The organism is Planomicrobium sp. YIM 101495 (assembly GCF_009707665.1).
Classification (GTDB): domain Bacteria; phylum Bacillota; class Bacilli; order Bacillales_A; family Planococcaceae; genus Planococcus.
Genome location: NZ_WLZW01000002.1, coordinates 183,594 through 204,575 on the forward strand (window position 1 = coordinate 183,594; position 20,982 = coordinate 204,575).

A 20,982-nucleotide genomic window follows, 5' to 3' on the forward strand; every position below is an offset into this window, starting at 1 on the left:
ATGGCAAATGAACTTTATTTGGAGAAAGATGGAGCGGTTGCGACGATCGTCATCAACCGGGCAGACCAACGTAACGCATTTTCACTGGAGATGTTCAAACAATTGCCGGTGCTCCTCGATGAAGTGGAGCAAGATACAGAAATCCGGGCACTTGTCCTGAAAGGCGTCGATGATCGGGCATTCTCGGCCGGCGCTGATATCAAGGAATTCCTCGACAACCGCATAGCGAAAGACAAAGCAAGAGAGTACAACAACCATGCCCTTGCGGCAGCGGACCGGCTGTACCGATTCCCGAAACCGACGATTGCGCTGATCCGCAAGCTTGCGATCGGAGGCGGACTCGAAATCGCGATGTCGTGCGATTTCCGTTTCGCTTCCAGCGATAGCCGCTTCGGCATCACGGCAGCGCGTCTCGGCATCATCTACAACTTGGCATCGACGAAGCGCCTGTTGAGTGTCATCGGCCCGATCAAGACGAAGGAATTGCTGTACACAGGGAAATTGATCGATGCAGAGAAAGCGAAAGAAATCGGCATCCTGCAGCACATCGGGGAAGGTGACGAAACCGACGTTGCCGCTTATACATATGCGAAAGAATTGGCACAAGTATCCGCGACCGCCCTGCGTGGCAACAAACAAGTGATTCAGGCAGTCGTCGACGGGGCGAATGAAGAAACGGAACATTTGGCTGAAGTCATCCTTGCTTCCTTCGAATCGGAGGATTACAAGGAAGGCATCCAGGCATTCCTGGACAAACGGCCACCCAATTTTAATTCTTGAAGGAGCGGGTCGGAATGAGTACGGAAGCAGGCAGCATTTATATAAAGAACATCCTGGCGGAAAATGATTTCCCGTCGAACTTCGAGGAATGGGAAGCACGTGCGAAAGAGAAGATGAAGCCGGAAGTATTCGGCCACATCCGTTCAGGTGCGGGCGGGGAGGAAACACTCCGCAGCAACCGGGAATCGTTCAGCAACTGGTCGATCGTGCCGCGCGTATTGAACGACGTCTCTTCCGTGGATACGAGCATCGAATTGTTAGGCCGCCGCTACGAGCAGCCATTTTTGCTGGCGCCGATCGGCATGCAGCGACTTGCTGATGAGGAAGGTGATCTGGCTAGCGCACGGGCCGCTGCGAAATTCAATGTCCCATTCATCACGAGTACGGTTGCGAGCTATCCCCTCGAAGAAGTGGCGGAAGCATCGGGTGATAATCCACGCTGGTATCAGCTGTATTGGTCGAACGAATCGTCCATTTCCTTCAGCATGATCAAACGGGCGGAAGAGGCCGGCTACGAAGCCATCGTTGTGACGGTCGATACGGTCATGATGGGCTGGCGCGAAGAAGATGTGCGGAACCGGTTTTCGCCGCTGCGTGCAGGCGTTGGGAAAGCGAATTACGTCAACGATCCGGCGTTCATGGCATCACTCCCGGACCAGGAAGACGACTCGATCATCGAAGGCATCCTGAAAAATGTCCATCACCCATCCTTCACATGGAAAGAAATCGAAAAGATCAAAGCTGCAACGAACCTGCCCGTTTTGCTGAAAGGAATCCTCCATCCGGACGACGCTAATTTGGCAATAGAGGCAGGCATTGACGGCATCATCGTCTCGAACCATGGCGGTCGCCAGTTGGACGGTGCGATCTCTTCTTTCGATGCATTGCCATTGATTGCGGAAGTCGTGCAAAAACGCGTACCGGTCATTTTGGATAGTGGCATCCGCCGCGGTCCCGATGCGGTCAAAGCGTTACTTCAAGGTGCAGATGCAGTGTTGCTAGGTCGCCCGTACATTTACGGGCTGGTTGTCGGTGGGCAACAAGGCGCCGAAAAAGTATTAGAACAATTCATCGAAGAAACACGTGTATCGCTAGCACTGGCGGGAATCACCCGAATCCAGGACACACATACAGCGAAGCTCGTACGAAGCGGAGGAGGCAGGTAACGTGAAGCAGGCACTGGAAGGTGTACGTGTAATCGACTTGACGCAAGTGCTCGCAGGTCCGTATTGCACGATGGTCCTTGGCGACATGGGAGCGGACGTCATCAAAGTCGAGAAGGCGGCAGGTGGAGACGATACACGCCGGATGGGTCCGTATACGAACGGCGAGAGCCATAACTTCATGATGGTCAACCGCAATAAGCGGGGCGTCTGCCTGGATCTGAAGACAGCAGCGGGACACGCTGCGCTACTGGAGCTTGTAAAAACCGCTGACGTCTTCATCGAGAATTACCGGCCAAATGTCACGAAAAAACTTGGCATCGACTTCGATACGTTGAAGGAAATCAATCCGTCACTCGTCTACTGCTCGATTTCGGGGTACGGTCAGACCGGCCCATACAGCCATAAAGGCGGCTATGACATCATGGCGCAAGGGCTCGGTGGTTTCATGGACATGACCGGGGAAAAAGACGGGAAGCCGGTCAAAGTCGGCATCGCAATCAATGACATTGCGGCTGCACAGACGGCGATCCAGTCGATTCTTGCTGCATATATCCACCGCTTGAAAACAGGCGAAGGGCAGTACATCGACGTCTCACTCGTCGATTCCGGCCTCGCATGGACAGTGTGGGAAGCAGCTGCTTATTTCGGCGCTGGGGAAGTGGCGACAAGAAATGGCTCGGCGCACCGCGTATCAGCACCGTATCAAGGGTATGAAGCTGCAGACGACACGATTCTGATCGGAGCGGGGAACCAGAAGCTTTGGGAAGCATTTTGCCGTGAAGTCGTGGAACGGCCGGATTGGATCAACCGCCCGGAATACGCGACGAACAGCTCGCGTAACGATCATGCGCAAGGTCTGGAGAAAGACATCGAGTCTGTACTCGCGGCACAACCGTCTGCTTACTGGCTCGAAAAGCTGGAAGCGGCAGGCATCCCATGCAGTCCGATCCTTTCTTATGATAAAACGCTCCAAGATCCGCACATCCATGCGCGCGGAATGATTCAGGAATATGAACATCCGCTTGCGGGCACGGTCCAGACCCTCGGTTTCCCGGCGAAGTTTTCCGGGACTCCGGGAACACTCCGGCGGCCGGCACCGCTTCTCGGTGAGCACAATGCGGAAGTGCTGGAAGAGCTCGGCTATTCCGCACAGCAAATCGCCGAGATTAACCAAGGACAGAAAACGCACTCATAAAAAAACAAGCCGGATACGCATTTGCGCATCCGGCTTTTGTTCAATCTTATAGATCTTTATTCGCGATGATGACCAATCTTCCTTGATCGAGAATTTCTTCGTATTCTTCTGCTTCCTGATCGGATAAGCCGGCTGCAGCCATCTTCGCGCGCAGTTCGTCGCCGCGTGAGCTAGTCATGTTCTTCAAGCTATCCAAGAAGCCTTGCTCCTTTATCCCGACAGATTCGGTACCGAGTGCATCGCCGATATCTTTCGTACGTTTCGGGTCATGAGCGAAGACATAGATGTGATCCTCTGTGAATCCTTGCGTATGCAATTTCTCGATTTCTGTTTTGGCTTGAAGGGCATTTTCTACTACTAATTTTGTGGTCATTTTACATTCCTCCAATTAATTTATATTCTATTTCTATGCATACCACGCGGCGTGAAAACTAAACAAATCCGTTATAATGAAGGTTGATATATGCTCGTCAACGATCCTCCGTAAAAAGGCTCCGCGTCTAGTGGGCTTGCGCCCGAGATGATTCTAGATGATATTTTCATTTATTTCATCCGGAATAGGCTTCTTTTCGGGAATAAGCGGAATTTCTACGCTTATTTGATGATCGCCACCGGCCGAAAGGATTTCGGCCAAAGCCGTTTAGCTCTTGTCTCCGTCTTTCCTACTGTTGATTGTGAGTAGTGATGGTTAATGTCATCTTCCGTTGTTTTCTTTGAATGAGATGGTGGTATTTAGTATGATGAGTCACCACTAACGAAGCGGAGATATGGAGTAAAACAGTGGAGTGCCTGCGGTAAAAAGCGATTTGCCGAAATCCAGCCGGCCTCAGGAAGTGATGGCGGGTTAGTTCGGCATGAGCACCGCGGTACGGAACTGTTTTACAGAGTATCGACAACACTAAAACTAACAGCACCACCAACTACTATACAAAAGGAGCAAAAAACATGAAGGTTACACCGATCGGGATTTGGGGCGGCTACCCGAACCGCAATGAAGCGACATCTTCATTTTTAATCGAGGAAGACGGATTCCGCTGCTTGATTGATTGTGGAAGCGGCGTACTCGGAGCCGTGCAAAACTATACGGCGCTCAACGAACTTGATGCACTCATTGTGACGCATTACCATGCGGACCATATTGCAGACATCGGCGTCTTGCAGCACGCAGCGATGGTCGGAATGCAGCTGAAGGAATGGGAAACCCCGTTCCCGATTTATGCGCACGACCGTGACGAAGAGGAGTTCAAGAAGTTATCGTACAAAGGCGTGACAGAAGGGCACGCGATCCGAGTCGAAGAGAAGTTGCAGATCGGGCCATGGGAAGTCAGTTTTTGTGAGACGGTTCATCCGGTTTACTGCTTGGCGCTACGTTTTGAATCGAACGGCAAAGCGGCGGTTTTCACGGCAGATTCTGCGTGGCGCGATGAATTGGTCGGCTTCGCTGAGGGAGCGGATCTGCTCGTTTCCGAATCGAATCTGTACGAGAAATATCTCGGCATCATCAGCGGTCACATGAGCGGAAGCCAGGCCGGGAAATTGGCGGAAGAAGCTGGCGTGAAACAGTTGGTCTTAACGCACTTGCCGCAATACGGAGAGCTCGGAGAAATTCTGCAAGCGGCAAAAGGGCAGTTTGCAGGACCGACAGAGTTTGCGGAAATCGGAAAAATCTACAGCATCTAGAAGAGGAATTGTTATTGACGTGTGAGTTAGGATGAACGTTTTCTGCCATGAAATGTTCATGATCCCATCCGGTTCATTGGTACAGTTCGTGTATAATGAACAAGAAACCTTAACGAAAAAGGCGGGAGAAAAACATGGGAATGGAATTTTTATATTTTCCAGAAGACAAAAGTGAATACCTTCCAGGGATCATCTCTGTTATTGTCATTATTCTTTTATCCGCGCTTATTTTCCGATTGCTGATGAAGGCATCGAAAAAAGAAGTGGAGAATTTAGAGCAACAAGGATTTTCAGCAAGTTCGCAGTATCAGGTCGGTGGAAGCTCGGCTGAATATAAGAAAGTGGCGGATGCACGGGAGTCAGAGGACACAGTACAACAGTCCAAAGACAACCGGATCCCTCCGGAGGAATAATGGGAATGCCTGCACTGTCAAAGCGACGGTGCAGGTTTTTCTTTTGGCTGAAAGCAGACTATTTCACGCTGTCGGAAAGAGTGTATACTGAACGTAAGAGCTGAAGAATTGGGAGGAGTCGCGCATGATGACGAGAAATTTTTTCGGCGGCATTCAATGGGCCGTCTTTTTACTGGCTTCTTCCATCGCGGCACCTGTTGCGATTGCGAGTGTCTTCGGGATGACTGGGCTCGAGACTGCGCTATTTCTGCAGCGGACAGTCTTTGTTCTTGGTCTAGCCTGTTTGACACAAGCATTGTTCGGGCACCGCATGCCGATCAATGAGGGGCCCGCCGGATTATGGTGGGGAATTTTCATCGTCTACGCCGGCCTGGCGGGAATTTTATATCCGTCCTCTGCAGATGCGTTGCAAGCACTCCAGAGCGGGATGATTTATAGCGGGGTGTTGTTCGTCTTACTGGCAGTGAGCGGACTCGCCGGAAAAATGAAAGAGCTGTTCACACCTGCGATCACCTTCGTCTATTTATTGCTGCTTGTTTTGCAGATCAGTGAATCGATCATTAACGGCATGCTTGGCATCGTTTCTGACGGAGACCCGGTGTCGATTCCGATCATCGGTGCGAGTGTAGCGATCGTGCTGCTGATGTTTTATTTCAGCAGCCATCGGGTCGGCTGGATCAACCGCTACTCGGTACTGTTTGCGATCGGTGCGGGCTGGCTTCTGTTCATACTGATGGGCGAAGCTGCACCAGTGCACTTCTCAGAAGCACCGTTTATCACCTTCCCCGAAGTGTTCGTCTTCGGTCCACTCGTCTGGGACTCCGGCATGTTCGTCACATCGCTGTTCTTGACGGTATTGCTCATGGCGAATATGCTTGCGTCGATCCGTGTCATGGAACTGTTGATGAAGAACACATTCAAGGTCGACAAGCCGCTCCGGATCAAAGGGGCATCGGCCGCGTCAGGAATCAACCACTTACTGGCGGGGATTTTCTCTTCAATTGGTCCTGTGCCGATTTCTGGTGCAGCGGGCTTCGTCGCTGCGACGAGAGCCGTGTCGCTCGCTCCGTTCATCATCGGGGGGATCATCGTCGTCCTCATCAGTTTGTTCCCGGACTTGATGGCGGTGCTTGCCGCACTTCCTGCACCTGTCGCATATGCGGTCATCTTCGTCATTTTCAGTAAGATGACCGAGATGGCGTTCCGTGAATTGACAGTGTCGGAAGACCGTGAGCGCGCATATAAGATTGCTGCTTACGGTCTGATCGCCGGTGTCGGCATCATGTTCGTATCGCCTGAGAGCATGGGAGAACTGCCGGCCGCAGCAGCTGCTACACTATCGAATGGCTTGATTGTCGGCACGCTCACATCGATCGTCGTCGAACAGATTTGGCTATGGCGCGACCGCGTAAAAGCGAAAAAACACACATAAATATACGGAAAAAAGGCTTCCCGGCGCCGGGAAGCCTTTTGGTTATTGTCCTTCGATTTCATCCGTCAATGTTTCGAGCTGGTCAATCAATTCCCCGATATAAGCGATCGTATCACGCAACGGCTGTTCCGTCGTAATGTCGACACCTGCCATCTTAGATAGCTCGACGGGTGTTTTCGTTCCGCCTGCACGGAGCACTTCCAACCATTCCTCGACAGCCGGTTGTCCTTTGTCCAGGATGCGTTTGGAAACTTGTGTGGAGATCGTTAAGCCGGCGCTGTACGTGTATGGATACAAGCCCATGTAATAATGAGGCTGGCGCATCCATGTCAGTTCCGCACCTTCCGTGATTTCCACGTCGTCGCCCCAGAATTCTTCCAAGACGCCACGTTTCAATGCGTTGAGGATGTTGGCATTGACGCTTTGGCCATTGTCGACACGCTCGTATACTTTGCGCTGGTACGCTGCTTCCAGTAAGTGCGTGACGAAGTTGTGGTAATACGTTCTTGCAACGATGGACGAGATGACCCAGCGTTTGAATTTCGGATCGTCGTTTTCTTTCATCAAATGGTTCGCCATCAGCATTTCGTTCATTGTCGATGGTGCTTCGATGAAGTAAAGCGATGGACGAGCGTTGAAGACGTTCTGTGCACGGTTTGCATTGTAGAAATGTCCTGCATGTCCGAGCTCATGTGCCAGGACGAACACTTCGTTCATGCGGCCGGTCCATGAAATCAAAATGTACGGGTGGTTGCCGTATGGGCTCGAGCAGAATGCACCTGTTGATTTGCCGGCATTCTGTGCGAAGTCGATCCAGCGTTCCGAGTAAGAGCGTTCCACCATTTCCAAGTAATCGTCGCCCATGATGGACAACGCGTCGTTGATGTATTGTTTCGATTCTTCGATCGTGATTTCCGGTTCATAGGAAGGGTCGAGCGAGATCTTCAGGTCGGCGAATGTCATTTTATCGAGGTCATGCGCTTTTTGAAGCAGCTTCGCATATTTACGCATATGCGGTGCCAGTTCGGACATGATCAAGTCGATCTGACGGTTATAGAGCGAGCGATCAACTTCCTGGTTGAACAGCAAGGAATCGAAGACGCTGTCGTAGCCGCGCAGGTCGGCAGTGATTTTTTCCGTCTGGATATGTGTATCATATGTTTTCGCTGTCGTGTGCTGGTAATCACGCAGCTTGTCAGAAAATTCCTTGAACGCAGTGCGGCGCAGTTCCGTATCGGTTTCCGCTTCCCAATCGCCTTCGAACGAGACGTAGCTGAGCGGGTATGATTTGCCGTCGACTTCGAAATCGTCGAACTTCATATCGACCATTTTTGTTGTGTTATACAGGCCGTATGGTGCGCTGAATGTCGGGGAGTAGGCAGCTAATGCCTTTTCAACTTCCGGGTGCAGCTGGTGCGGCTTCCGGTCAAGCAGACGCTTCAAATACACCTGGAATTCGTCGGATTGCTGCATCGCTTCTTCGAGGACCGCTTCCGGCAGTTCGAGCAATTCGCTCGTCACGAAGGATAGCTTACTGCTGAATTTAGCGGATGACGAACCGAATTTGCTCGCGCGCATTTGCGCTTCGTCGTCGGTTTGATCGGTACTGACGGATAGATTGGAATATGTAGCAACTGGTACGATGCTTTCGACGATGTTCCGGTAAGCGGAGAGTACTTCGATGACAGATGCAACATCTTTTGCACTTCCTTTGAATGTTTTGTGGAAAGCTTCTACATCCTGTTCCAGTTGGTTCAGGGCGTTTGTGTAGTCTTGTTCCGTAGCGAATAGACTCGTCAAATCCCATGTTTCTTCTGCCGCGATGGCGGATCGTTGTGGTAAATTGGCAACCATGATTATCTCTCCTTAATATTACGGTTTACGAACTAATATTCAGTATACGCCCGATAGATTGAAAAGTAAAAATTAATTGAAAAATAACGTGTATTTTTTATAAAAAGAGGTTTAGTGCGAAAAAAGCACGGGTAAATACAAGGTACAAGGCGGAACAGATTTGGCCGGTACAGACAGATGAGTAGTTTGGCTGGACGGTCGATTATGTATTTGCACAGCCTTGGCGGAAAATTTGCGTTACTGACGATCAAGCGTTCTCGCTCGGAAAGACTCGTCCTGAAGTTAACGGATGAGAGATTGAACAGTAAGTGGTAAGTTTTTTGTGTAAGTGCAGTTTGTAAGGCGAAGCTTCAGAACTATGGTTGCGCTTAAAGTAAAGCAGCCATACACCAGCAATTAGGGTGAACATGACTTTTCGCAAGAAGACATTGGCGGGATGATTCGTTTCGTCAGTAGTCACCACATTTGTAGTAAGAATTTCAAGAAATTTTCCGCGTGCGCCCCTCTGAAGTTAGAGGGTAGAAGAAAGAGGGCATGACCTGATTTTAGGTCATGCTTTTTTTCATGGCGAGGGAAATCCATTCGGTTGTGGAAAAGGGGCGGAATATTCTTTATAATCGAAGAGACATATACAAAGGGGGAAGCAACATGACTGAGAAGGTACAATACGCGATTCAGGACGAGTACGGGGAAGACTTTGCCTGGTGTTATGGCTGCGGCCGTTTGAATGAAGAAGGCCATCAGTTCCGCACCGGCTGGCAAGGGGAGGAGACGGTGACGGTATACGAGCCGAAGCCCGAACATACAGCCATTCCTGGTTTTGTCTACGGCGGGCTGATTGCATCGCTCGTGGATTGCCATGGGACAGGATCAGCTTCACTTGCACTGCACCGGAAGAACGGCTTCGAGCCGGGGGATGGAGAACCGGCACCGCGTTTTGTGACGGGCTCTCTTCACGTGGACTTCAAGAAACCGACCCCGAAAGGCGTACTTCTGAAAGCTATCGGGAAAGTGGAGGAGATCCATCCGAAGAAATTCAAAGTAGCAGTTGAAGTGTTCGCAGGAGATACGGTTTGTGCGACAGGGGAAGTCGTGGCGGTCGTCATGCCGTCTACATTCGGAAAGTAAGGAAGAACATGTGCAATGAGTGAAGTTATGAAGGGAATAATGGAAGCGAAGAGGTGAAAGAAATGGAAAAAGAGCGTGAAGAAGTGAAAGAGGAAGAAATCGTGGAAGAGGAAGAAGTTGTAGAAGAGCCGAAGAAAGAGGATCGAATGGCGGGCATCTACAGCAACGTCGCGTCCAACGGCTACGAGAATCTACGGACAAGCCATATCGAAAACCGGGCGAAAAAACTACGGAAAAGCCGCTGAAGCAAACGAAAGCAGGTATAGAAGGGAAAAGCTTCTTCTTTACCTGCTTTTTTTGTCACTTTCTTCAGCAAGCACGAATGCCAAGTCATCGTTCCCGAACAGCTGAAGCAGTTCGAGCATCGTGGCATCGCTGATCTCGAGCGGCTCGCCGTCATCTTCAACGATCGCGGAAGCCAAGGCTTCGTTCTTTGGTTGCCCAGGGTACGCTTTCGTATAGAGCGCGACCGGGTCGACTTCGTTTGCGAAGCACCATTTGACGAAAAGACGGATCATTGTTTCTTCGTCTTGCTGGTATTGCTCGATCACACGGCGCATTTGTTCTGCACGGTCCATTTCCACGAACAATTCCTCCTTTTTTGTTTCTAAACCAGTATAGCAGGGGAATACATGGGTACGTGGACTTTTCCGTTCAAATTCATTAAAATTGATGGAAGAACCTAGACTGTATCGGAGGGGAAGCAATTGAAATTAATTCAAGTACGGAAAGGGCAATTCGTCTATTTCCAAAATGAGCTTCATAAAGTGTATTCGATCAAACCGTTAGCGAGGCAATCCGTTCAGATGATTCGGATCAAGGATATGGAGCAAGTAGCAGGAAAAGCGGAAGAAATCACGTTCTGCAAACCGAAGCATCTGGACTCTTTTCTTTTCCTTGGCACACGGTACACGCTCAGGGAAGATGCCGTCGCCGAAGAAGGCGGGTATATCTTGATCACCAAGCCGGATCCGGACTATATGGATCATTATACGCTGAATGAGTTCGAAAAAATCGAGTCGGTCGACGGTCCGAACGTTTTGACAACACGCCAGAACACGGTGAAATTTCGCGAATTCCTGACGATGATGCAAGGTCAGGAAGAGGGGAGCAACGACATCTCCTACTTGGACAAATCCAAAGTGACAGAGGAACAATTGCAAGAAGATGAGCAGTTAGAGGAGCGGATCCGTGAACAGAATGCGGTCAGACCTTCAATCGGAGACGTGTATCTTAACCTGGATAACCAAGGCACTGCGATGGTCGTGGCGCTCGAAGGCGAGTTTGTCACGCTTGGAACCGGCGAGAAGCTGAATTATAAGGACTTATACAAGTCAGATAACTGGAGTTTCTTCTATAACATCAACGACGGGGAATTCCTGTAAGAGGAGTTCCGAAAAAGAAAAGAAGCGATTCCCCACAAGTCTGCGTGACTTTCGGGAACCGCTTCTTTTTGTTGTTTGTGTAAAGGTCATTATCCGGCGAGCACGTCTTGGAATTCAGGGTTCTGCTCGATGACGCTTTTGGCGAACGCACATTGCGGGATGACTTTTTTTCCCTCATCACGCGCATGTTGGACCGCCCGTTCGACGAGTTTCTTGCCGGCTCCTTGACCCTTTAATTGGGGGGACACTTCCGTGTGGTCGATCGTCATCACATCATCTTCCTCTATGAAAGAAATAAACCCGAGTTCTTCCCCGTTTTCGTTGACTGTGAAGCGGTCGCTTTCTTTCGTGATTTCCATGGGAATTCCTCCTTCGTTGTGTAGGTTCTCTGTCTGTATTCCCTTCTTTTCCCGATCTACACTTCGGCTTCGCTACGTTTGTGTTGAGCGGGGAATCGGGTATGGAAAATGGGAGAGGTGATGGAATGGACAAGATTCGAATGGCCACAAAATCAGTGGACAGCATTGAAGAGACATTCGGGAGGTTTCCCGGACATCGGCGTGCGCATGCGCGCGGGAAAACATTTAGAGGTATTTTTACAGGATCGGGAGCAGCCGCAGAATGGACGAAAGCAGCACATTTCAAACGGGGGGAAGTGGCGGCTTCAATCCGGTTTTCTCACTTTTCGCCGGACCCTACATGGGCGGATGCGATGTCTCCCGTCAAAGGAATGGCCGTCCAACTAGGAGGCAATGGGGAAGAAGAACTCAACATTGTCGGCGTGACCTCTCCAGTTTTTTTTGCCTCGACGCCTGAAACGTTCGTGGAAATACTGGAAGTCACGAGGTCGGTATCCAAAGGTCGCCCGAATTTACACACTTTGATGGCACTGCTGAAAGATTTTCCGGAAAGCCGGGCGATGCTGGAAGCAGTGAAGAAATTCCAAGCACCTGCAGGGTTTAGTGCAGGACTTTATCATTCGATCCATGCCTATTATTTCGTGGGAGAAGGAAAACGGCAGCCGATCAAATATGTGTGGGAACCGGTAGACGGCGTTAAAGGACTGTCTGCGATGGAGCTTGCATCTCTGCCGATCGGATTTTACGAAGTGCAGATCGAAGACCGGCTTGCCGTAAGTCCCGTGCGTTTTCGTCTCCTGGTGATACTTGGTGAACCGGACGACCCGACCGATGATCCGACAAAAGAATGGCCATCCGACAGGAAGACGGCCGTTCTCGGAGAACTGACGATTTTGAAAGAAGATCCGGCGGTGGACGCCCTGTTGTTCGACCCGACTGTTGTGGCAGCGGGCATCGAATGTTCAGAAGACCCGGTCCTTCGCTTCCGGAGTCCTGCCTACCGCGCATCGTTCGAACGACGGTCGGCAGAAATCGGCGAACAGTGACTGGATCTGAAAGTTTTTAATGTAAAAAGGACTTGTCGCCAAATGGGATTGGCGGCGAGTCCTTTTCGTCATCCTTTTATGCAGAAGGGATCTTCAGTAAAGTTTCCCTTGTTTGTATAACACAGTCGACAGGCGGCTTACAGCATGGATGAAGCAGTTTTCCCGCAAGGAATGGGGGTCTCCGAAATATTGCGGAAGAAGCGTGTCCATCGTACGCTGCATCTGTTCGATCAGCAGGCGGTACACTTCCTCCTCGGAGTAAAACTGCGTCTCGCGTCCTTGCAGCCACTCTAGGTAAGAGACGATGACACCGCCCGCATTAGCTAAAATATCAGGAACGATGATGACGCCGTGTTTACTTAAATACTCATCAGCTTCTTGGGTTGTCGGTGCATTGGCTCCTTCGACGATGACTTTCGCTCTGACATCTTTCATATTGCCTTCATGAATCTGATTTTCCAGCGCGGCAAGCAGGAGGATATCGACATCCATCGTCACGAGATCATCACGCTTCCGGATTTCCGCCTGGATTTGGGCTTCCTGCAATTGCTCATCCGTCGTCGGCAGGTCGCCGGCATTTGTCGAAGCGAATTGGATGAGTGCCGGAATGTTCAGTCCGCTTTCGTTATACAGCATGACGTTACGGTCTGACACAGCGACGATCGAGTGGTCGATCTTTCGGCAATTGAACGCTTCAAGTGCAGCGACGGATCCGACATTCCCGAAGCCTTGGACAGCCATGGTCAATGGGCGCTGGGTAACGCTGAGCGCAGATGCTGCGAAAGGGTTGTCGGATGTTGCAAGCCATTGCCGGTTCGCTTCGATGAAGTCGTGGAACAAGTAGCGGAAAGTAAAGTAAACGCCTTTCCCTGTCGCTTCCCGTCGGCCGAGCGATCCACCGTTCGCGACACTTTTGCCGGTGAAGCTCCCCAAGTAAGGTGTACCGGAGTGGATCTTTTTATACTCGGCCATCATCCAGTCCATTTCCCGTTCGCCGGATCCCATGTCGGGTGCCGGAATGTCTTTGTCCGGTCCGATAACGTCGGCGAAGTAACGGACGTATTTCCGCGAGATGGCATTGAGTTCCTTGACGGAATATTCCCGTGGGTTAAGGACGATACCGCCTTTGCCGCCGCCGAAAGGCACGTCATGCAAAGCGTTTTTCAGCGTCATGAGAAACGCAAGGTTCACGACTTCGTCTTCGTTGACGGTTTCGTGGAAGCGGATGCCGCCTTTATACGGGCCGAGCGCGTCGTTATGCTGGACGCGGAATGATGGAACACGCACAACGCTGCCATTGTCGAGCGGAACCCGCAGGAACGATTGGTGGATTTTGTTTGGGGTGGAAAGGATGGCGCTGAGCGAAGTGAAGGCCTGTTCGCGCATAGATCCTTGCAGGTCAGGGAGAAACTCCTTGTTCCGCAGCAATGCCCCGAGCGATTCTTCGACAATTGTCTCTGTTTGTTCTTTCATCAACGAACACCTCCGAATAGATTTCTGTCTTCCTTTACCCTTTAAGTGTAGAAATATGTCCAAACGAGAAAAAGCTACTCACAGAAGCCACTTGAATGGCACTCCAGAATAGCTTTTTCTATTTATCATTTTCGTGTTCTTGGTGCAGGCAATTCCATTTTTAATGCTTTGAACAAAGAGAAGATCATGAGAATCATGACAAATGAAAATGGTAATGCTGCGACAATGATCGTGTTTTGTACGGCATCGAGTCCACCGACAGACAGGAGGATCGCAGCGACAAGCGACTGGGCGATGCCCCACAGCACTTTGATCTGGTTGCTCGGAAGCAAGGAGCCGTTCGTTGACTGCATGCCGAGGACGAACGTCGCAGAATCGGCTGAGGTAATGAAAAAGATAGAAACGAGCAGGATTGCAATCAATGACATGACGGTGCCGAGCGGCATTTGACTGAACATAGCGAACAGTGTCTGCTCAGTCGGGAAGACCGTTAAGTCGAATCCGCTGCGTTGTGTTTCGATTGCCGTCGTTCCAAAAATTGAAAACCAGATCGACCCGAATAATGTCGGAGTGATCACGACGCCGATCAGGAACTCACGAATTGTGCGTCCTTTCGAGATGCGTGCGATGAACATACTGACGAATGGCGCCCATGAAATCCACCAAGCCCAGTAGAAGATCGTCCAGCCGTCCAGCCAAGCGCGACTGTCGGAGTCAAGTGGTGCGGAAGCAAAGCTCAGGCTGATCAAGTTTTGCATATACGTCCCGAATGTATCGGTGAACATATTCAGCATCAATATAGTAGGACCTAGAATAAGGACGAGGATCATCAAGGAAATCGCAAGAACCATATTCGTATTCGACAAATATTTAATGCCTTTATTGAGACCTGACCAGGCAGAGATGACGAACAGGACCGTGACGGCAGCGATGATGACCAGCTGGACCCAATATTCCTGAGGGACACCAAACAAGTAGCTGAGGCCGCCGTTTATTTGGGAAGCGCCGAATCCGAGTGATGTTGCGACACCGAAGACCGTCGCAAATACCGCAAGAACATCGATTAATGTACCGAGCGGACCGTTCATCTTATCGCCGAAAATCGGTTTAAGTGTAGCTGAGATCAAGGCAGGTTCACCTTTACGGAACTGGAAAAAAGCGAGTGCTAATGCGACCATGCCGTACATAGCCCACACATGGATTCCCCAGTGGTAATAAGTTCGCTGCAGAGCTTCTTTATAAGCTGCATTCGAACCGAGTTCGGCATTCGGTGATTGGATAGCATAATGAGAAAGTGGTTCGGACGCGCCGTAGAAGACAAGTCCGATTCCCATGCCAGCAGAGAAGAGCATGGCAATCCAACTGATTGTTGAGAATTCAGGCCGGTCTGCATCTTTACCGAGGCGGATCTTGCCATACGGACTAATGATGACGATGACAGTGAAGACGAGAAGAAGACCCATCAGCATCAAATAATACCAGCCGAAGCCGGTGTTGATGGCTGTACGGATTGTACTGGTGGCTTTTTCAAATTGTTCAGGAGCCACTACACCGAAGAGCACGGTAAAAATCACAAGGGCAAACGTAATATAAAAGACTTTTGAAGCTTTCTTCATAAATTCCTCCTCAGACCATTTTTGGCCACATGGTTATTTAGGATAGCTTTATTTGGAGCACCCGTCAACTGACAGGTGACGGAGAAAGGTCACCAAAAATCGGACTGCTGTTCTTCCGCCGCAATCCGGAGATCATCAGGCGTGATCAAAAAGAGCTGATATTCGTTTGCTTCTTTGAAGCGATCGGCCTCTTCTTTAATGAATTTCGGACTGCCACCGGTCTCTTCATCGAACATGAGCAACAAGGCATCGGAATTGCGCAGCAAGAACCGGTTCTTCTCGACGAACTGCCAAGGGGCCTCGTACGGCCGGTTCGTCAGCGGGCGGAAGAAATCCGCGTGCATCGTGATCATCTCGTACTGCGCTTTCCGCGATTCATTCCAATTCTTCTCCTGCTCCAAAAATGGCGGCATGACGGCGTATTTCAAATCCGGGAATTCCTCCTGCAAATCCAGTACGACTTCCGCCGCCCAAAATTCCACGCCGGGCTGCCCCGAAGTGATGATCCATTCGAGTCCTTCGTCGAGCAGCATCCGGAACTGCGTTTCCAATACTTTCTTGATGATGCGGACGCCGGGATTCTCTTCATTGAAGACACCGAGTTCATGTGGCTTATAGCCTGATACCGCAACGCGCTTCAGCATGCAGCATTCCTCCTGACAATCGTTATGACTTCCTGATATAAGTTAAAATAAAAAATCGAAGCTATAGAAAGTTGGAAGAAATCGCTCCAGGCGGACGCTTTCCGCGGGAGCAGCGCTGAGCCTCCTCAGTCGCTTCGCTCCCTGCGGGGTCTCATCACTACTCTATTTCCGCAGGAGTCGCCGCCTTCCGCTTTTTCTTCTTAAATGGAGTGTGGTGGCAACAGATATCACCCCTCATCACTACCTATGAAATATCGGAAAACCCATTTATTAATCTCAACTTATATAGTTTATCCGAAAACAGGAGAGAACGCACTGCGGAGCGTGACGGGCCGTTGTAGAGGCGAGCGGATAAGCTTGCAGTCCATAAGTGAAAACGGTAACATATGCATTAAGAATTCAGAACATACTAACTAGTTAGTATGTTGGGAAAGGAGGAAATGGGATGCACGTATTGGACTTGTTTAAATTGGATGGAAAAACGGCCATCATCACTGGCGGAGGAAGGGGGCTGGGTGCCCAGATTGCAGAAGGGTTCGCCGAAGCGGGAGCGAATGTCGTCCTGTGCTCGAGAAAAGTGGAAGCATGTGAAGAAGTCGCAGCCGGAGTAAAGGAAAAAGGAGTAAAGGCACTAGCGCTCGCCTGCGACGTCACGGACCCCAAACAAGTGGCGGAAGTGGTGAGAAGAACGGTAGAGGAATTCGGGACGATCGATATTGTCGTCAACAACTCCGGCGCTTCCTGGGGAGCACCGGTAGCGGAAATGCCGCTCGAAGCATGGACCAAGGTCATGGAGACAAACGTCACAGGGACGTTCTTGATGAGTCAAGCGGCTGGTGCGGTCATGCGGGACAACGGTGGCGGGAAAATCATCAATATCGCATCCGTCGCAGGACTCGGCGGGACCGATCCGCGGTTCCTGGATGCCATCGGCTATAACACGAGCAAAGGTGCAGTCATCACTTTCACGAAAGACTTGGCAGCGAAATGGGGAGCGGACAACATTCAAGTCAATGCACTGGCACCAGGCTTCTTCCCGACGAAAATGTCACGCGTCGTGATCGACCAAGGCGGCGAATATATTTTGGACCGGACGCCGCTCAGACGATTCGGTTCGGAAGAGGATTTGAAAGGAGCAGCTTTATTCCTCGCTTCGAAAGCATCCGATTACGTGACCGGGGATGTCCTGATGGTCGATGGCGGCATGCACGCGCTTTGAAGGGCTGGTGAAAGAAGTGAAAGAAAAGATCAGGCAGGCAAGCGTCCGCTTGTTCGAGCAGCAAGGCTTCACGGAAACATCGATCCAGCATATCGTCGAAGCGCTCGGCGTCACGAAAGGAACGTTCTACTATTACTTCGCAACGAAAGAGCAGCTGCTTATGGAAATCCATCTCCTATATATAGGGCAGCTGCTGGAGCGTCAACAGCAAATCGAGCAGACGGATGAGCCGTTCGCGGAAAAAGTGAAGGAGACAATCCGCCTTTTGATTACAGATATTGCAGAGTATGGTCCGAGCGGCCGTGTCTTCATGCGAGAGATCCGTCATCTGGAAGAAGAGAACGCGGATGAAGTGAAAAGGCAGCGGGAGCAATTCCGGCTCAGTATCGAGAAGCTTATTGCGGAAGGGCTGGCACAAGGGGAATTCCGCTCGGATCTGCGTCCGGACATGATCGCCTTCGCCATCCTAGGCGTCGCGAATTGGAGCTATCAATGGTTCAGTCCACAAGGGGAAGTGTCGGCGGAAGAGCTTGCCGCAATCTACAGCAAGATGATCTTGGAAGGCATTGTGGGATAGATGAAGAAGGATTGAAGGAGAACGAAAGGGGAGACGGTGGGAATGAAAACGATTGGGTTCGAACAATTCGGTGGTCCGGAAGTATTGGCAGTGAAACAAGTGGAGCGACCACAGCCGAAAGAACAAGAAGTTGTCGTGGAAGTGAAAGCGATCGGCGTCAACTATGCAGACACAGCAAGACGGGAAGGGAAATACGTAGTCCCGACCAATCTGCCATACATACCTGGGTCGGAAGTGGCTGGCGTTGTCGCAGAAACGGGAAGTGCAGTGACTTCTGTCCAAAAAGGGGATCATGTCGTCGCACTCATAGAGTCGGGTGGCTATGCTGAAGCGGTCGCGATCGATGAGCGGCTGTTGATTCCGGTGCCGGACGGCGTCAGTTTCGAGCAGGCGGTCGCATTGCCACTTCAAGGGCTCAGTGCATACCATATCCTGAAAACGATGGGACGGCTCGCACCAGGCGAGAGTGTCTTGATCCATGCCGCGGCAGGTGGCGTCGGAGCTATCGCCGTCCAATTGGCGAAGCTGTTCGGAGCAGGGCAAATCATCGCGACTGCCAGTACGGAGGAGAAGCTCGAACATGCCCGTCAGATGGGCGCAACCGACCTTGTCAATTACACGGAAGCGGGCTGGGAAGGGAAGGTGAGAGAGCTGACAGACGGCAAAGGTGTCGATGTGGCGCTCGAGATGGTTGGCGGCGAAGTGTTCAATAAGACGCTGACATGTTTAGCACCTTTTGGACGCCTCGTCATTTTCGGAGCGGCAAGCGGGGAGCAGGCAGTCTTCGCACCTGCACAACTGATGAAACGGAACCAATCGGTCATCGGCTTCTTCCTTCCGCAGATCATGCGCAACCCTGCCCTTCTCCAAAGCAGCCTGCAGGAATTGCTAGGCTACATGAAAGAAGACAGTCTCGAATTGACGATCGGCGGAACGTACCCGCTTGCACAGGCAGCGGATGTCCATCGCTTGCTGCAAGGCAGAAAAACAATCGGAAAGTTGGTGCTTACACCATGACAGAGATCACGAAAGATCCATCATCCGTACTTGAAGAGCTTGGCGTGACAGCTGTACGGCTGGATTTGCCATTCCGTCTCAACCACGTCAATTGCTTCATCGCAGAAGGCGAGCAAGGAACGACCGTCATCGATACAGGATTGAACAATGAATACACAAGAGGGCAGTGGAAGGAGCTCCTGGAAGGGCGGGACGTGTCAGAAATTTTAGTGACACATTATCACCCTGATCATTTCGGCTACGTCGGCGGTCTCCAGCAAGTGACCGGCGCCCGTGTGACGATGTCTGAAATTGATGCTAAAGCAGGAGCCGAGGCTTGGCAGGAGGAATTCATCGATGCACTGCCGGTCCACTACAAAGCAAGCGGCATTCCGGAAGAAACGACAGCGCAGATGATCAAGAACTTGCGGAGCTTCCAGCCTCTCGTCAATCCTTTGCCGGAAGTCACCCGCCTCTTCAAAGAAGGGGAAACGGTCCGCATCGGCAACTTCGATTACGAAGTGATTTTCACACCGGGGCATTCGGACGGCATGGTCTGTTTCTTCAATCATGAGCATAGCGTCTTGTTCTCCGCCGATCATATCTTGCCAAAAATCACGCCGAACATTTCGTATTGGTTCCACGGGAACGACAATCCGCTCGGTTCGTATTTTGAGGCGCTGAAGAAAATGAAGCGCTTCGATGCACAGACGGTCATCCCGTCTCACGGCAAACCGTTTGCCGGAGCGAACAAACGCATCGACGAATTGCTTCATCATCATGATGAGCGGCTAGAAGAAACGTTGCAGGCAATCGCGGAGCCGCGGACGGTGCACGCAACGTGTGAGATCCTGTTCCAGCGTGAGCTCTCCGTCCATGAGACCCGCTTTGCGATCGGTGAATCGCTTGCGCATTTGGAATTCCTTCGTCATGCAGGTGCATGCGAACGGGAAAATAAAGACGGCATCTGGTATTATGTCAAAAAATAGATCTCTTGATTTTAGAGAGGGACAGAAAGCAGGGATTGTGTGAAAGCATTTGTAATTGAGGCAGGCGAGCTTGTCGTCAAAGATATGTCGCAGCCGAAACCAGGAAAAGGCGAAGCGATCGTTGCATTGAAAACAGCTGGACTGAACCGTAGGGACTTGAATCTTAAACGTCGGCACGGCAATCAGCCAGAGCCGCTAATCATCGGTTCGGACGGTGCGGGAGTTGTCGAGGCAGTTGGAGATGGCGTGACGAATGTGGCGGTCGGTGACGAAGTAATCATCAATCCGTCGCTTCGTTGGTTTGAAAAGAGTGCGGCTCCACCTGCTGAATTTGACATTCTTGGACTGCCGGATAACGGGACGTTTGCGGAGAAAATCGCAATTTCCGCAGAGCAGCTCGAGCAGAAGCCTGCACATCTTACGTGGGAAGAGGCAGGAGGACTGGCACTGGCGGCACTTACAGGCTACCGCGCGATGTTTACACAAGGCAGTCTCCAAAAAGGGCAGACCGTCTTCATTCCTGGTGCCGGCAGTGGTGTCGCGACTTACTTGATTCAGTTCGCGAAAAATATCGGCGCGCGTGTCATCGTTTCCTCGAGAAGTGAAGAAAAGCGGAAGCATGCGCTGGAAACGGGAGCGGACCGGGCGATTGCGAATGACGCGGATTGGAAGCAAGAGCTGGCGGATGAGAGGATCGACCTCGTAATCGACAGTGTCGGCCGAGCGACGTTCAACCGCTCGCTAAACGTCTTGAAAAAAGGTGGACGTATCGTCATTTTCGGCGCGACAACAGAGGACAATGTCGACTTCGATCTTCGCTCATTCTTTTACGGACAATATCAGTTGCTCGGCACGACGATGGGCAGTCGGGAAGAACTCCGTGAAATGATCAAGCACGTGAACAAATATGGAATGCATCCTGTGGTCGATCGAACATTTCCGCTCGAACAGGCGCAGGAAGCGTTCGATCATCTGGCGGAAGGTGCACAGTTCGGGAAAGTTATCCTTGTGATGAATCCAGAAAAATGAA

The 20,982-nt window shown here is 51.0% G+C and carries 22 protein-coding genes; 15 read left to right on the plus strand and 7 right to left on the minus strand.

The window, feature by feature from the left end:
* From GIW82_RS10220 to GIW82_RS10230, 3 genes are read left to right on the plus strand one after another with little or no spacing between them, the layout of a single operon-like run.
* The gene (locus GIW82_RS10220) at positions 1-780 is read left to right on the plus strand and encodes an enoyl-CoA hydratase/isomerase family protein (protein ID WP_154749848.1); all 780 of its coding nucleotides are present in this window, start codon (positions 1-3) and stop codon (positions 778-780) included.
* Between the two features lie 14 nt (positions 781-794).
* The gene (locus GIW82_RS10225; protein ID WP_154749849.1) at positions 795-1,946 is read left to right on the plus strand and encodes an alpha-hydroxy-acid oxidizing protein; all 1,152 of its coding nucleotides are present in this window, start codon (positions 795-797) and stop codon (positions 1,944-1,946) included.
* A gap of 1 nt (position 1,947) precedes the next feature.
* On the plus strand, positions 1,948-3,141 hold the full coding sequence (locus GIW82_RS10230; RefSeq protein ID WP_370456199.1) for a CaiB/BaiF CoA transferase family protein: 1,194 nt from the start codon (positions 1,948-1,950) through the stop codon (positions 3,139-3,141).
* 46 nt (positions 3,142-3,187) lie between these two features.
* Here the strand turns inward: GIW82_RS10230 and GIW82_RS10235 are convergent, their stop codons facing one another.
* The gene (locus GIW82_RS10235; RefSeq protein WP_154749850.1) at positions 3,188-3,514 is read right to left on the minus strand and encodes a YflT domain-containing protein; all 327 of its coding nucleotides are present in this window, start codon (positions 3,512-3,514) and stop codon (positions 3,188-3,190) included.
* 572 nt (positions 3,515-4,086) lie between these two features.
* On the opposite strand from GIW82_RS10235, the gene GIW82_RS10240 reads away from it, so the two are divergent.
* The 3 genes from GIW82_RS10240 to GIW82_RS10250 all read left to right on the plus strand — a co-directional run bounded on the left by GIW82_RS10240 (position 4,087) and on the right by GIW82_RS10250 (position 6,666).
* The gene (locus tag GIW82_RS10240) at positions 4,087-4,821 is read left to right on the plus strand and encodes an MBL fold metallo-hydrolase (RefSeq protein ID WP_154749851.1); all 735 of its coding nucleotides are present in this window, start codon (positions 4,087-4,089) and stop codon (positions 4,819-4,821) included.
* A gap of 140 nt (positions 4,822-4,961) precedes the next feature.
* Complete coding sequence (locus GIW82_RS10245; RefSeq protein ID WP_195914025.1) at positions 4,962-5,234, plus strand: hypothetical protein; 273 nt, start codon at positions 4,962-4,964, stop codon at positions 5,232-5,234.
* Between the two features lie 127 nt (positions 5,235-5,361).
* Complete coding sequence (locus GIW82_RS10250; protein ID WP_154749853.1) at positions 5,362-6,666, plus strand: purine/pyrimidine permease; 1,305 nt, start codon at positions 5,362-5,364, stop codon at positions 6,664-6,666.
* A 42-nt stretch (positions 6,667-6,708) separates the two neighbouring features.
* Here the strand turns inward: GIW82_RS10250 and pepF are convergent, their stop codons facing one another.
* Positions 6,709-8,520: an oligoendopeptidase F gene (pepF, locus tag GIW82_RS10255; RefSeq protein WP_154749854.1), complete on the minus strand. Its 1,812-nt coding sequence runs from the start codon at positions 8,518-8,520 to the stop codon at positions 6,709-6,711.
* 648 nt (positions 8,521-9,168) lie between these two features.
* On the opposite strand from pepF, the gene GIW82_RS10260 reads away from it, so the two are divergent.
* Both GIW82_RS10260 and GIW82_RS10265 read left to right on the plus strand, forming a co-directional pair.
* Complete coding sequence (locus tag GIW82_RS10260; RefSeq protein WP_154749855.1) at positions 9,169-9,648, plus strand: PaaI family thioesterase; 480 nt, start codon at positions 9,169-9,171, stop codon at positions 9,646-9,648.
* A gap of 62 nt (positions 9,649-9,710) precedes the next feature.
* Positions 9,711-9,893, plus strand: a complete 183-nt coding sequence (locus tag GIW82_RS10265) for a hypothetical protein (protein WP_154749856.1) — start codon at positions 9,711-9,713, stop codon at positions 9,891-9,893.
* Positions 9,894-9,932: 39 nt separating this feature from the next.
* Here the strand turns inward: GIW82_RS10265 and GIW82_RS10270 are convergent, their stop codons facing one another.
* Complete coding sequence (locus GIW82_RS10270) at positions 9,933-10,226, minus strand: hypothetical protein (protein WP_154750028.1); 294 nt, start codon at positions 10,224-10,226, stop codon at positions 9,933-9,935.
* Between the two features lie 129 nt (positions 10,227-10,355).
* Here GIW82_RS10270 and GIW82_RS10275 point away from each other — a divergent pair, with 129 nt between their 5' ends.
* Positions 10,356-11,033: a hypothetical protein gene (locus GIW82_RS10275; RefSeq protein WP_154749857.1), complete on the plus strand. Its 678-nt coding sequence runs from the start codon at positions 10,356-10,358 to the stop codon at positions 11,031-11,033.
* An 89-nt stretch (positions 11,034-11,122) separates the two neighbouring features.
* Here GIW82_RS10275 and GIW82_RS10280 read toward each other — a convergent pair whose 3' ends face one another.
* On the minus strand, positions 11,123-11,392 hold the full coding sequence (locus GIW82_RS10280; RefSeq protein WP_154749858.1) for a GNAT family N-acetyltransferase: 270 nt from the start codon (positions 11,390-11,392) through the stop codon (positions 11,123-11,125).
* Between the two features lie 140 nt (positions 11,393-11,532).
* On the opposite strand from GIW82_RS10280, the gene GIW82_RS10285 reads away from it, so the two are divergent.
* A complete protein-coding gene (locus GIW82_RS10285) occupies positions 11,533-12,438 on the plus strand; it encodes a catalase family peroxidase (RefSeq protein ID WP_230309360.1) in 906 nt (301 codons plus the stop codon).
* 93 nt (positions 12,439-12,531) lie between these two features.
* On the opposite strand, the gene GIW82_RS10290 is transcribed toward GIW82_RS10285, so the two are convergent.
* The 3 genes from GIW82_RS10290 to GIW82_RS10300 all read right to left on the minus strand — a co-directional run bounded on the left by GIW82_RS10290 (position 12,532) and on the right by GIW82_RS10300 (position 16,171).
* A complete protein-coding gene (locus GIW82_RS10290) occupies positions 12,532-13,911 on the minus strand; it encodes a Glu/Leu/Phe/Val family dehydrogenase (RefSeq protein ID WP_154749860.1) in 1,380 nt (459 codons plus the stop codon).
* 125 nt (positions 13,912-14,036) lie between these two features.
* On the minus strand, positions 14,037-15,527 hold the full coding sequence (locus GIW82_RS10295) for a glycine betaine uptake BCCT transporter (protein WP_154749861.1): 1,491 nt from the start codon (positions 15,525-15,527) through the stop codon (positions 14,037-14,039).
* Between the two features lie 89 nt (positions 15,528-15,616).
* Positions 15,617-16,171 (minus strand): SLOG family protein, encoded by a 555-nt coding sequence (locus GIW82_RS10300; RefSeq protein WP_154749862.1) that lies wholly within the window; start codon positions 16,169-16,171, stop codon positions 15,617-15,619.
* Between the two features lie 445 nt (positions 16,172-16,616).
* Here GIW82_RS10300 and GIW82_RS10305 point away from each other — a divergent pair, with 445 nt between their 5' ends.
* The 5 genes from GIW82_RS10305 to GIW82_RS10325 are packed head-to-tail and all read left to right on the plus strand — an operon-like array spanning position 16,617 to position 20,981.
* Positions 16,617-17,390, plus strand: a complete 774-nt coding sequence (locus GIW82_RS10305; RefSeq protein WP_154749863.1) for an SDR family oxidoreductase — start codon at positions 16,617-16,619, stop codon at positions 17,388-17,390.
* On the plus strand, positions 17,368-17,967 hold the full coding sequence (locus GIW82_RS10310) for a TetR/AcrR family transcriptional regulator (RefSeq protein ID WP_154749864.1): 600 nt from the start codon (positions 17,368-17,370) through the stop codon (positions 17,965-17,967). Before GIW82_RS10305 ends, GIW82_RS10310 begins: the two co-directional genes overlap by 23 nt.
* 42 nt (positions 17,968-18,009) lie before the next feature.
* Positions 18,010-18,984 (plus strand): quinone oxidoreductase family protein, encoded by a 975-nt coding sequence (locus GIW82_RS10315; RefSeq protein WP_154749865.1) that lies wholly within the window; start codon positions 18,010-18,012, stop codon positions 18,982-18,984.
* Positions 18,981-19,952: an MBL fold metallo-hydrolase gene (locus GIW82_RS10320; RefSeq protein WP_154749866.1), complete on the plus strand. Its 972-nt coding sequence runs from the start codon at positions 18,981-18,983 to the stop codon at positions 19,950-19,952. Before GIW82_RS10315 ends, GIW82_RS10320 begins: the two co-directional genes overlap by 4 nt.
* 39 nt (positions 19,953-19,991) lie before the next feature.
* Positions 19,992-20,981: a zinc-binding dehydrogenase gene (locus GIW82_RS10325; protein ID WP_370456200.1), complete on the plus strand. Its 990-nt coding sequence runs from the start codon at positions 19,992-19,994 to the stop codon at positions 20,979-20,981.
* The last annotated feature ends 1 nt before the right edge of the window (position 20,982 follow it).